Origin of the sequence: Pantoea sp. M_9, assembly GCF_008631385.1 — a bacterium.
GTDB classification, from domain to species: Bacteria; Pseudomonadota; Gammaproteobacteria; order Enterobacterales; family Enterobacteriaceae; genus Pantoea; species Pantoea eucrina.
The window spans coordinates 596,956-609,827 of sequence record NZ_VWUF01000001.1; the positions used below are offsets into that span (position 1 = coordinate 596,956).

Here is a 12,872-nt window from a genome sequence, read left to right on the forward strand (position 1 = left end):
GTGTCAGGAACCAAAAAAATTGCTCCCGCGCAGGGAGCAAGTGAATGTGTGTCAGGAGACCGCTTTTCTGCCGCCAAACCGCGATTTCACCTTATCTTTCAGGCGATTCATAAAGTAGGCGCGGTTGTCGCGGTTGGTCAGGAAAAAGTAGCGGGCAAAGCTCAGGCTCGCCTGCAGCGATTTACCGTCCATCTTGTAGCGCAGCGGCAGTTTGAATGCCTTATAAGTGTGGACGTCTCGCGTGGTCAGATGCGGCTTCATGCTATCCAGCCAGAAGTAGGAGTATTTTACCGACTCCCCTTTATGCTTAGAGCCAAATTTGGTCACCAGGTGATAGGTCGCCAGCGGTTTGGCAATCATCACAAACTCATAGCCCATGCGATCGGCGCGGATACAGAAATCGTAATCCTGATGGCGGATGTAGCGCGTATCAAACTGAATTTTCAGCGCATCCTCGCGCTTCAGCACGATGGTACTGGTCTGAATAAAGCCGTAGCAGCCAAACAGATATTCAGCGACGGTCTCATTTTTGCCCGGTGCCTGCATCGGCATCACTTTCAGAAAGTGGCTATCCTGGTGGATATTGACCTGGCTGAAAATGACGTAGCGTGACCGCCCCTGCGCTTCCAGACGCGCAATGGTGTCGCGTACCTCTGCGAGTTTGTTCGGGTGCCATTCGTCATCCGCATCGAGGAAGCTGATAAAGTCGCCTTCAGCCAGTTCAATACCTTTGTTACGGGCGCCGGCGCCGTTGAGTTTGACCTCAGAAAGCTCCAGCTTAATTGTCAGCTCCTGATAGCGTTCACCCCGCACCACCTGCGCCAGCTCGGCGGCATCAGCTGATTTGTCATCCACAATGATGACTTCAAAATTACGATAGCTTTGCGCTTTAACGCAGTCGAGCGTGGTGATAATCGATTCCGAGGCGTTATACGCCGGAATAACGATTGAGAAGCGAATGTCCTGCATTGCCAGCACCTCTTAAACAGCTGTTCCAGATCCAACGGTAGCGCGAGCAGGCCATAGAAAGAAATCGGTTTTATTCCGAAAAATCATACCGTTATTACTCTTTCTTCTGACACTGCCGCGTACCATTACGGAAATACCAAAGATTGTGCTGTGTGTCTTTTTTGCGGTGCAAAATGCACCAAAAAGGGGGTGAGCCGGAAAAGCCCCTGCCCTGCGGTAAGCCGCTATTCTTCACCATAAAAACGGGGCGGATAAACCGCCCCGTGAAGGTGTTATTTAGCTTTTGGCTTCTTTGCCGTACTCGTAGTTGTAGTAGTCGTAGCCATAACCGTAGGCGTTTGACGCTTTGCGTACCACGGCGTTGAGGATCACGCCCTTGATCTCGATGCCGTTCTGCGCAAAGCGCTTGTAGCTGACATCCAGTTCTTTGGTGGTATTGGTCTCAAAGCGTGCAACCATCAGCGACGTTCCAGCCAGCTTACCGATGATGGATGCATCGGTAACCGCCAGAATTGGTGGGGTATCGATCAGCACCAGGTCATAGTTCTTGCTCGCCCACTCCAGCAGCTCACCCATGCGACGATGCATCAGCAGCTCAGACGGGTTAGGTGGCACCTGACCGCGTGGCAGGAAATCAAAGCCGTAGACGCCGCGCTGAATCATCGCCGGGGAGAACTCAGTCTTACCGGAAAGGACGTTAGAGAGGCCCTGCTTGTTATCCGCACCCAGCAGCTCATGGGTATAGCCGCGACGCATATCACCATCGATAAACAGTACGCGCTGACCCGCTTTGGCGACCAGAGTTGCCAGGTTGGCACAGACAAAGGTTTTACCAATGCCCGGGCTGGCACCGGTGATCATCAGGATGTTGTTCTTCGCTTCCATCATCGCAAAGTGCAGGCTGGTACGCAGGCTGCGAATCGCTTCGATAGAGAGGTCAGTCGGGTTACCCAGCGCCAGCAGGGTATTGTGCGGATCGCTCTTCTCTTTGTGACCACGACGCGCCAGAGCTTCGGTATCTTTCTTGCGCTGCCACTCAGAAAGCGGGACGCTGGCGTAGACGTTCATGCCCAGCTCTTCCAGCTGCTCAGGATTGTCGATACCGTGATGGAACAGCGCTTTCAGCAGCACCAGACCAACCGAGAGCACCAGACCCAGAATCAGGCCAGCCAGTACAATCAGCGTTTTCTTCGGTGCAACCGGGCTACCGGCTGTTTCAGCGTTATCGATGATACGCACATCACCTACGGTGCTCGCCTTGCTGATCCCCAGCTCCTGCTGACGGTTCAGCAGCTGCATGTAGATCTCCTGACCGGACTGTACGTCACGCGTCAGTCGCAGGATCTCCTGCTGCGTCTGCGGCATAGAGGAGATGCGCTTGTTCAGCTGAGCCTGCTCCGCTTCCAGCGTTTTGCGTTTATCCAGCAGCGCGCGGTAGGTCGGGTGATCTTTGGTGAACAGCTGCGATACTTCCGCTTCACGGAAGGTCAGCTCGTTCAGCTGGCTCTGCACGCTGACAGAGGTATCCAGCGCGGATTTCGCTTCCAGCGACATATCCACTGACGCGTTCTGACGACGGAAGGTGTTCAGCTTATCTTCCGCATCATCCAGCTTGGCACGTACCTGAGGCAGCTGATTGCGCAGGAACTGCAGGCTCTTTTCCGCCTGTTCAGATTTACGCTCAACGTTCTGCAGCAGGTAGTTGTTGACGATCTGGTTCAGGACACGACTCGCCTGCTCCGGATCTTCATCACGATACTCAAGACCCAGTACGCCGGTGCTTTTGCCTTTATCGGCCACGGTCAGCGCGCCCAGGACGGTTTTGATCGCCTGCAGATCGGTCAGTTTCGTGACGCTGAAGGTCGTGCCTTCATCCGCCTGAATACCGCTGACCAGCATAGTGACTTCGCCATGCTGCTCCAGCTGACCCACGCGGCCCTTGAACAGCTCGTCGCCGTCGCTGCTCACGGTATAGGTATCTGCACCGGTTACTTCCAGCTCAACGGTACGCTTATCGATGCTGCGCGGGATTTCCAGGCGTGAGATAGCGATCTGGCCTGGCTTGTTACCCATCAGACGCGACAGGCCCTTACCGATAACCGGGAAGTAGTGCTGCTGCACCACGCTGTCCAGGCCCAGGTCCTGAACGGTTTTGCCGATAACCATACGCGATTCAAGGATCTGAATCTCGGTATCGGATGCCGGCATGGCTGGCAGAACGTCGGTCAGGTCATTCAGCACCGAAGCGGTGTTCTTCTGCTCAACCTGAACCATGGCGTCTGCGCTATAGATTGGCGTCGCAAACAGTGTGTAGAGCGTTGCCACCAGCATAAAGAAAGCGGTAACGGCAACAATGATCCAGCGGTGATCAACCAGCTGTCCCACAAGATGCGCCAGATCCCATCCATTCGAATCTTCTTTTGGCGCGGTCATGACCTTGTTTTTAATATTCATGGATAATCCCAACTATCGGCTTAATACGTTGACCCATTTCTGGGTTGCGTTGTCCAGTAACCCGTACACAGCGTCGAATGCCTCACGGCTCTTTCGGTACGGGTCCGCAATTTCCTGTTGATTAAGCCAGTGCCCCAGCAGCATCGTTTTTCCGCGCGCGGCGGGATCGATGCGGTTGACCTGCTCAATGTGACGCTTCTCCATCACCAGAATCAGGTCGAAGTCACGGCACATCTCTGCCGTTAACTGCTGCGCCTGATGTCCGTCGAGCGAGAGGCCATGTTCAGCGGCAACCTCACTGGCCATCTTATCGGCCGGGTACCCTTCCAGGGCACCCAGGCCCGCCGAGGCCACGCGCGTTTGCGGCAGTGCACGCTTCAGCAGCCGCTCGGCGGTTGGCGAACGGCAGATGTTACCCACACAGACCACTAACACTGACTTAATCATGGTAAAACCTTAGTTCGACCAGTTGCGGAAGCGCAGCGCTGACGAGCTCGCATCGTCGATACCTACGATGGTCGGCAGCAGTCCGGAGATAACGCGGTTCCAGCGGGTAATCGGTGTCGCGGTGACGTAGACGATGTCATACGGTTCCAGCTGGAACTCCGTACCCATCACCATCGACGCCGCATCCTTGGTATTCAACTGATAGATGTTGGCGATTTTGGTGCGGTTCGCGCCGCGAATCGGACGGATAACGAACACGCCGGTTGCATCAGAGGTGGTCTGATCCATACCCTGCGCGTTGCCCAGCGCTTCTGCCAGCGTCATGCCGCTGCGATCCATCTTCAGCGTGGCCTGCTGACGCACTTCACCCATCACAAAGACTTTCAGGTCGTCATTACGCGGAACGTAAAGAATGTCGCCCGGATAGAGCAGATGGTTCTGGCTGAGGTCGCCATTTTGCATCAGCGCCTGCAGCGAGATACGCTGCTCGCGGCCGTTGTGGGTCAGCACGACATTGCGCCAGTCAGCATCAGCAGCCAGGCCACCCGCGGCGTTAACCGCATCCAGCACGGTCAGCGGCACGTTGGTGATAGGCTGCTGGCCGGAAGTGGTCACTGAACCGGTGATATAGGCTTTCTGCGAGCGGAAAGCCGCCAGGTTAACATCTACCTGCGGGCTTTCAATGTACTGCGCCAGACGGCGCGCAATCTCAGCACGCACTTCCGTTACGGTGCGACCCGCAACGCGTACCTTGCCGATGTACGGATAGAAAATCGTGCCGTCAGCCTGTACCCAGTTACCGGTGTCGCTGGCGCTGCGGTACTGGCCGGCCGGGGTCGTCAGCTCCGGGTGATCCCAGACGGTGACATTCAGCACGTCGCCCACGCCGATGCGGTATTCGTAGCTCTGAATCTCGTTCTGCAGCTGTGGGTTAGCCTGTGCAACCAGTGGCTTAGGACGCATCTGTTCAACCAGACGAGGAGTCATCGGGAAGACGTTTACGTATTTATCGATGTCAAAGTTGCTATCCTGTTGCTCAATGACATCTTTTCCGCTGGTCGTAAGGTGCGAACCTGGTTCAATGGTGCACCCGGAGAGAAAAGTTGCGGATACCAGTAAAGGTATCAATTTAGTTTTCATTATCATCTGGTTATTCGCTATCAGTTAATGATTGATAGAGGCGAAAACGCCGCTGTGTAAGCGTCTTACAAAAATTTAATTTAACGGGTTAAACACTGAAACTGTGGGTCATTATCATTGCTCCCTTGGTTTTTATGTTGTCACCGTGCCCCCGGACGACATCAATTAAAGCGGAATAGTGCAGCTCAACAACCTCTCCGCTTTAATCAGGCTCGATAATGGCAGTGTTCAGATAACAAGACTCCCAGCACCGGCAGTTATTCAGCGAGAGAGGCACCCTCTCCCGCCTTCGCTGTCTATCAATATGCGCCGTCGCGCTTAAGCACTACGCCGACTGTCTTAAACAGAATCGCGATGTCATTCCACAGCGACCAGTTTTTGACATACCACGAGTCGAAATAGACGCGTGTTTCGTAGTCAACGTCGTTACGACCGCTGACCTGCCACAATCCCGTCATGCCTGGCTTCGCCATCAGGTAGTAATCTACATCCCCGGCATAACGGCAGAGTTCATCTTCAATCACCGGACGCGGCCCCACAAGGCTCATGTCACCACGCACCACGTTCCACAGCTGCGGCAGCTCATCCAGACTGGTTTTACGGATGAAATGGCCTACTTTGGTAATACGCGGGTCGTTCTTCAGTTTGAAATCTTTATCCCACTCCGCTCGCGCAACCGGATCGGTGCGCAGTACCTCCTCCAGCACTTCTTTGGAGTTGATCACCATTGAGCGGAACTTCAGGCATTTAAACTTACGTCCATTCATACCGACGCGTTCGTGACCGTAAATCGGCGGTCCGCCATCGCGGCCAACCATAAAGCCGAGGACCAGCAGCGCCGGCGACAGCGCCACGATAATGCCGAGCGCACCGACGATATCGAACGTGCGCTTGAGGAAGCGAGAGGTGCGCTTCGCCAGGTTATTGTTCACGCGCAGGATCATCACTTCGTGGCTGAAGATATAGGCCATATCCGTGCCGTACAGCGGCACACCACGCAGCGTCGGAATAACGGAGACTGAACGGCAATTATGCATAGCCAGGTTTTTCAGCCACAGATCGCGATGCTGACTCTGCTCAGACTCAACCGCAACGATAAACTGCGTTTCGCTGTTGGTTAACTGCCAGAGCTCAGCTTCGTTATGCAGCACCGGTACGCCGGAAATGCTGGCCTGCGGACAGCTGCCGTCGACATCAAAGAAAGCGATAACGTCAAAGCCCATCACCTCTTCACTCTGCAGCGCCTGCCAGGCTTCCTGTGCGTTACGGCTGCTGCCAATGATGATGGTCTGTTTTTTCCACATACCAAAATGGTTCAGTACCCGTTTGGAAACGGCACGCGCCACCGGGATCAGGATCAGCGCCAGAATCCAGGTAAGCACCCAGACAAAACGCGACATCTGCCACTGCGATAATGCAGAAATAGACAAATCGATAACCGAGAAAATAAACACGGTACGGAATATCTCTTTCAGCTCAAACCAGAAAGGTTTGCGGTAAGTGTAATGGCGCAGACGGACCCAGAACCAGCCCGTACAGATAATTGACAGACAGATGTGAGTAGCAATTTTTAAATTGAGATCTTTTTCAGAGATATCAGCCAGTGGCGAGTCAGATAATGAATTAATCAGGGCGAGTGCAATAAACAACGCCGCGTTAAAACAAATTAAATCTGAGCACGCCAGTAAAAATTTGGTCAGAAGACTTTTATATGTAAATTCGTTATCGCGCATATTTAACTCTTTTATTTTATTTCCCTAATCCCTAACGCTACAGGCCTGTGTAATAAATGAGCGATACTCAGTCGGAGCCTGTTGAGCAAACTGCGGCGAACTCCCCGGTATTTAGGTCAATTCTCTATTGCTTTTCGCCAGAAAATTGTGATAAATACCAACGGATTAGTCTGAGTTCCATTGCCGCTACACCAGACAGTTCATTTCCTGTTTAAGCCGGTTCAGGCACGCTACCGCCCCTGGCTGTCGCTGCCAATACCGCCTGCTCATCCTGTTTTGCGCTTTTTTAACCATTTTTCCAGGATAACTCCTGGCAGGATCGTGCAGGTTCACAATTCACAACTTTAAAATGCATTACCCTGCGCGATTAACCAGATTGGCGCGGACATTTACTAACACGTTGCTATACTAGTTATTACTGGCTTGTTTACAAGTAGGGCCCGTGCCCCCTGTGCTATTTTAGGAAAAAGACTACCAGCCATTAGTAATGACGCCACATCTGCCGCGCAATCAGCGGTGAAAATTCAGAATTATTCGGATATACGATTGGTAAAATGTACGCGGCAAACCTTGCCATGTGGCATAACAATTAATTGTGCGTGACGCCCCTCCTCCTGCATTCTTAATCCATACATTTTGCTTATTTTGCCTGCTGCGCGCTGAACATTTTCCTGGTGAGCGCCTGTAACCTTATATCCGCAGGGCCGGCAGAGTTTTGCCCTGTTTCCGGCCGTTCACTATCATCAGATTAAACCCATTTTGAGACATTACGGTGACATGAGTATGTGGGAGTGGATCGTGGATCCGTCGCTCTGGGCGGGATTAGTGACGCTAATCATTCTGGAGCTGGTGCTGGGCATTGATAACCTGGTGTTTATTGCCATTCTGGTCGAAAAGCTGCCGCCGCTGCTGCGCGATCGGGCGCGCGTGATCGGCCTGATGCTGGCGCTGCTGACCCGCCTCGGGCTGCTGGCCTCGCTTTCATGGCTGGTCACGCTGACGCAGCCTCTGCTCACAATCTGGCAGCATAGCTTTAGCGCACGCGATCTGCTGCTGCTGCTGGGCGGTATTTTCCTGCTCTATAAAGCGACTACCGAGCTGAATGCGCGGCTGGAAGGAGGTGACGATGAAGGCGGTCAAAATAAGAACGGCGCTAAATTCTGGCCGGTAGTGGCGCAGATTGTGGTGCTGGATGCCATTTTCTCCCTCGACGCCGTCATCACAGCAGTAGGCATGGTCAATGAGCTGCCGGTAATGATGGCCGCGGTCACTATCGCTATTCTGCTTATGCTACTCGCCAGCAAGCCGCTGACGCGTTTTGTGAACAGTCATCCCACGATTGTGATCCTCTGCCTGAGCTTTCTGCTGATGATTGGCTTCAGCCTGGTTGCAGAGGGTTTTGGCTTCGTTATTCCTAAAGGGTATCTCTACGCCGCTATCGGTTTCTCTATTCTGATTGAAATGCTCAATCAGCTGGCGAGCTTTAATCGCCGCCGCTTTTTGTCAGCCGGCCGGCCGCTACGCCAGCGTACGGCCGAAGCGGTCCTGCGCATTCTGCGCGGAGAGGCGCAGCGTGCTGAACTGGATGCGGATACGGCCTCGCTGCTGAGTCACAGCGATGAAGGCGCTCTGTTTAATCGTCAGGAGCGGCTGATGATCGCCCGGGTGCTGGGGCTGGCGCAGCGGCAGATCAACACCATTATGACCTCCCGGCACGATGTGGAATCGGTTGATTTAAGTGAAGCGCCTGAAGAGATTATGGCGAAGCTCGATCGCAATCAGCACACGCGTATTCTGGTGACAGAAAATAGCCGCGATCCGCTGGGGGTAATACACGTTATCGATCTGCTGCATCAGTCGCTGCACAGTGATTCCCTTGACCTGCGCGCGCTGATCCGTCAGCCGCTGGTGTTTCCGGAGCGGGTAACGCTGCTGCAGGCGCTGGAGCAGTTTCGCCAGGCGCGCACGCATTTCGCCTTTATTGTCGATGAGTTTGGCTCCGTCGAAGGCGTAGTGACGCTGAGCGACGTGATGGAGACTATCGCCGGTAATTTGCCTAATGAAGGAGAGGAGCTGGATGCGCGCTACGATATTGAACCCGGCCCGCAGGGAGGCTGGATCGCAAACGGGCATATGCCGCTGGACGATCTGGCGCTCTATGTCGCGCTGCCGGTAAATGATAAACGCGATTATCACACGCTGGCCGGCCTGCTGATGGACACGCTGCAGCATGTTCCCGAAGAGGGTGAAGAGTTGCGGATAGGAGATTACCTGCTGCGCGCGCTGCAGGTGGAGAATCATCGGGTGCAGAAAGTGGAAATTATGCCGCATCCTTTATCAGAAGCGCCGTAGACAGCGCCCCATTCGGGATCCACAACGCGGCGCCCCTACAAAACCGTAGGGGGCGCATTTATGCGCCCCTGGTGTGTTCGCGTCCCAGTCAGAATCCGCAACCCGGCATCCGGGCGCCGTAAACGGCGCCCCTACAAAACCGTAGGGGGCGCATTTATGCGCCCCTGGTGTGTTGATGTGCTCCTGGCATGTTCGCGCCCCAGTCAGAATCCATAACCCGGCATCCGGGCGCCGTAAACGGCGCCCCTACAAACTTAGGGGGCGCATTTATGTGCCCCTGGCATGTTCGCGTCCCGGTCAGAATCCACACCCCGGCATCCGGGCGCCGTAAACGGCGCCCCTACAAAACGTAGGGGGCGCGTTTATGCGCCCCTGGCGTATTGATGCGTCCCTGGTATGTTAATGCGCCCCCGGTCGTTCGCGCACCTGGCGAATCAATGCGCCCGTGACGGATGGCGATCGAGCCACTGATTAAGACGCGATTTCGCTTCGCTCTGCAGCTGCTGGCGCACAACATCATCTATCGGCAGCGAATATTGCAGTTTGTCCCAGCGACCATACATACGGAGCGGAATGGGCTGCTGATTCAGCACTTTTGCCAGACGCTCATCCCCTTTCCAGCCACGCAGCATCATATTGATGGTGACATCCAGCTGCTGTTGCACAACGTCAACGGTTCCGCGCGTCTGAAGCGCCAGCTGGCTGCTGCCGCCCTGCAGATCGGTAAACGCCACTTTCCCCTGCTGCAGGCTGATATGGCCCGCCAGCTGCTGTATGCCCTGGCTATCAGGCTGGTCGTTGGTGACCTGACTGCTGGCGCGCGCGACGGCGCGGCGCACCATCTGTTGCAGATTAAGCTGCGTGAGCTGCAGATTGGTGGCCTCAAGATCGGCACTGCCCTGCCAGTTCTGCTTCGCCTCTTCTACACTCAGCCCGGCTCCGCTCACCTTACCCTGCAGCGATAGCGTCCCCTCAAGCGCGGCGGGCAGCGCCAGCGCTTTCAGCAGGGGGGCAATCGCAATATTCTCCAGTTCAGGCTGAAACGCAGCCCGGGTAACCGGCTGCCGGATATCAATCTGACCCGGCAGCGAGAAATGACCGTCACCCAGCCGCCCCTGTAACCGGCTGAGCGTCATCAGCCCCTGCTGATTGCTGGCGTCGATCTGCAGGTTACTGAGCGTCAGCCCGCGCCACTGGCTCTGGTCTGCCTTCAGGGCAAGCTGCAGATCGAGCGTATTGAGCGGCGAATCGGCGTTATTGCGCAGTACCGGTTCCGCAATAACCGGGGGCTGTACCGGCGCGGCCTGCACGGTCCCGCTGCCGCTGCTGACCGGGGTACTGACGGCGAGGTTATCGATATTCAGCGAGGTTGCATGCAGCGCCAGGCGCAGCTGCTGCGGCATCGCAATGCGCCCTTCCGCACTGCCCTGCAGCGTACTGTCATTGGCGGTAAGCTGCATATCAGCCAGCGAGAACTGCTGTTTATCAGCGTTCCATATCGCTTTTCCGCTCAGCGCGCCTTTAATGCCCTGTACCGGCAGGTTCGCGCCATCCAGCGCATAATCAAGCTGCGCCAGCTCGCCGCTGATCTGATGCGGATAGCGTGAGACATCCATCTCGCCCTGCAGGGTAACGCTGAGGTTGCGCTGGTTACGCGACAGGCGCGTGCTCAGCTCAATGTGGTTCTGTTTGCGGCTGTCCTGATCCAGGCTCAGATTAAGATTGCGGAAGTTGTACTCCTCCCCGCCTGGCTGCTGCCAGATAAGCAGGCTGTCAGCCACGCGCAGTTTCGCAATGGCCAGACTCCAGCTCTGTGAGGCGGCTAATGTCGGCTCGCTGTCGCCAGGGCCGATGGGAGCACCACCAGGTTTCTGCGGCGCGCTCTCCGGCGTGGCGCGGATAATCGCGTTTTTCAGCATCACCTGACTGACGCTGAGCTGATGCGTGAGCAGCGGCCAGAGATCGACATCCAGCCGCATGTTTTCGGCGGTCACCAGCGGCTGGCTGGCACCAGGTGCGGTAAGGCTCATACGTCCGGAAAGAATGCTGAGCTGAGGCCAGACGTGCCAGCGCAAATCGCTGCCCGTGACCAGCTGATAACCACTGCGCTGCTCTACCTGTTTTACCATGTAGGCGCGAAAGTCGTTGGGGTTAACCAGTAGTACCAGTGCGGCCATCCCTGCCACCACTACCACTAACAGGATGGCCAGCGTGGTTATCAATCTTCTCATTGCATCCTCAATGTGATGATCCGCGCCTCGTCAGCCCTGCCCGGGCGCGGGTACAGCGATTAATCTTTATCGATACGGCTGGCGTCAGCACCCTGCTGACCGCGATATTTTGCATCTTCACGCCGGTTATAGGGACGTGCAGCCGGGCCCGATAGCGGTTCAAAGCTCAGCGCTCCAATCAGCATGCCGGGACGCAGCGCCAGCGGCAGCTTGCCGGAGTTGTAAAACTCCAGCACGATACGCCCCTGCCAGCCCGGATCGATGCGGTGTGCCGTAACGTGAACCATTAACCCTAGTCGTGCCAGGGAAGAACGTCCATCCAGCCAGCCAACCAGATCGTCCGGAATGGTCACCGACTCCAGCGTCACCGCCAGCGCCAGCTCGCCCGGATGCAGGAAAAACGCTTCGCCATCCGGTAACACAATCTCGTCACTCATTACCCGATCCAGCGCGGCGCTTACCGCCTGTTTGGGTCCGCTCAGATCGATAAAGGCGGCAGTATGACCGCTGAAGGTACGAAACCCGTTACCCAGCCGCACATCTACCGTGGCGCCATTGATGCGTTCCACCGGCGGACGCGGCTCAATGGCCAGCTTGCCGCTGTCGAGCCAGGCTTCAATATCGCGATCGCATAATCTCATCGCAGTAACTCCCTAATTAAGTGTAGCGAAAGGCCGCCAGCACGGTGACAGCCCTGACGCATTCGATCCATGCCGAAGCAGCGTATCAAAGATACTGATTAATTTTCGCTTTGAGAATATCGATAGCGATACGGTTCTTACCGCCGCGCGGCACAATAATGTCGGCGTACTGTTTGGAAGGCTCGATAAACTGCAGGAACATCGGACGGACCGTTTTCTGATACTGATTCATGACGGAATCCATAGAGCGACCGCGTTCATTTACATCGCGCTTCATGCGGCGCATCAGACAGATATCCAGCGGGGTGTCGACAAAAATAGAGAAGTTCATCTCCTGACGCAGGCGCGCGTCGGTGAGCAGCAGAATGCCCTCAAGGATAATTACCTTTTTTGGCTTCAGATGAATGCTCTCGCTGGTGCGGGTATGTTCAACGTAGCTGTAAACCGGCAGATCGATATCCTGTCCTGACTTGATCGCGCGCAGATGCTGCAGCAGCAGATCGTGATCCATCGCGCTTGGATGGTCATAGTTGGTTTTTACCCTCTCTTCCATGGTGAGGTGGCTTTGATCTTTATAGTAGGCATCTTCGGGGATCACACCGATATGCTCGTCACCGACCTGGTCACGGATTTCACGAAAGAGCGTGCTGGCAATAAGGCTTTTTCCGGATGCAGATGCACCTGCGATGCCAACGATCACGCACTGATGGGACTTGTCAGTCATACTTTTTTAAGACCTGATAACTGGGAGCTCGCCTCTGCCGAAGCAGCAACGGGCCAAATGAGAGGGTTTGGTGGCGGCAATTATAGGTATTTCGCCGGTTTGACGCCAGAGCAAATGCGGCGGTGCCCTTTTTCAGAAAATCTCCTTTTGGCAGGCAGCCGCTGAACCGATAGACTGTCGG

Annotated in this window: 9 protein-coding genes; 1 reads left to right on the plus strand and 8 read right to left on the minus strand. The window is 55.3% G+C overall.

Annotated features, from left to right (window positions below):
* Positions 1 to 51: 51 nt before the first annotated feature.
* The 5 genes from F3I15_RS02745 to wbaP form a co-directional block, all read right to left on the minus strand.
* Positions 52 to 969 (minus strand): glycosyltransferase family 2 protein, encoded by a 918-nt coding sequence (locus tag F3I15_RS02745; RefSeq protein ID WP_150016462.1) that lies wholly within the window; start codon positions 967 to 969, stop codon positions 52 to 54.
* Positions 970 to 1,245: 276 nt separating this feature from the next.
* Positions 1,246 to 3,423: a tyrosine-protein kinase Wzc gene (gene wzc, locus F3I15_RS02750; RefSeq protein ID WP_039385383.1), complete on the minus strand. Its 2,178-nt coding sequence runs from the start codon at positions 3,421 to 3,423 to the stop codon at positions 1,246 to 1,248.
* A 12-nt stretch (positions 3,424 to 3,435) separates the two neighbouring features.
* On the minus strand, positions 3,436 to 3,870 hold the full coding sequence (locus F3I15_RS02755; RefSeq protein WP_039385385.1) for a protein-tyrosine-phosphatase: 435 nt from the start codon (positions 3,868 to 3,870) through the stop codon (positions 3,436 to 3,438).
* A gap of 9 nt (positions 3,871 to 3,879) precedes the next feature.
* Positions 3,880 to 5,010, minus strand: coding sequence for a polysaccharide export protein (locus tag F3I15_RS02760; protein ID WP_175540437.1), 1,131 nt, complete (start codon positions 5,008 to 5,010; stop codon positions 3,880 to 3,882).
* 299 nt (positions 5,011 to 5,309) lie between these two features.
* Complete coding sequence (gene wbaP, locus F3I15_RS02765; RefSeq protein ID WP_150016463.1) at positions 5,310 to 6,743, minus strand: undecaprenyl-phosphate galactose phosphotransferase WbaP; 1,434 nt, start codon at positions 6,741 to 6,743, stop codon at positions 5,310 to 5,312.
* 783 nt (positions 6,744 to 7,526) lie between these two features.
* On the opposite strand from wbaP, the gene F3I15_RS02770 reads away from it, so the two are divergent.
* Positions 7,527 to 9,095 carry a TerC family protein gene (locus F3I15_RS02770; protein WP_150016464.1) on the plus strand — a complete coding sequence of 523 codons (1,569 nt, stop codon included), beginning with the start codon at positions 7,527 to 7,529 and terminating at the stop codon, positions 9,093 to 9,095.
* A 434-nt stretch (positions 9,096 to 9,529) separates the two neighbouring features.
* On the opposite strand, the gene asmA is transcribed toward F3I15_RS02770, so the two are convergent.
* The 3 genes from asmA to udk form a co-directional block, all read right to left on the minus strand.
* Complete coding sequence (asmA, locus tag F3I15_RS02775) at positions 9,530 to 11,326, minus strand: outer membrane assembly protein AsmA (protein ID WP_150016465.1); 1,797 nt, start codon at positions 11,324 to 11,326, stop codon at positions 9,530 to 9,532.
* A 59-nt stretch (positions 11,327 to 11,385) separates the two neighbouring features.
* Positions 11,386 to 11,967 (minus strand): dCTP deaminase, encoded by a 582-nt coding sequence (gene dcd / locus F3I15_RS02780; RefSeq protein ID WP_039385394.1) that lies wholly within the window; start codon positions 11,965 to 11,967, stop codon positions 11,386 to 11,388.
* An 85-nt stretch (positions 11,968 to 12,052) separates the two neighbouring features.
* Complete coding sequence (udk, locus tag F3I15_RS02785) at positions 12,053 to 12,691, minus strand: uridine kinase (protein WP_039385396.1); 639 nt, start codon at positions 12,689 to 12,691, stop codon at positions 12,053 to 12,055.
* Between the last annotated feature and the right edge of the window lie 181 nt (positions 12,692 to 12,872).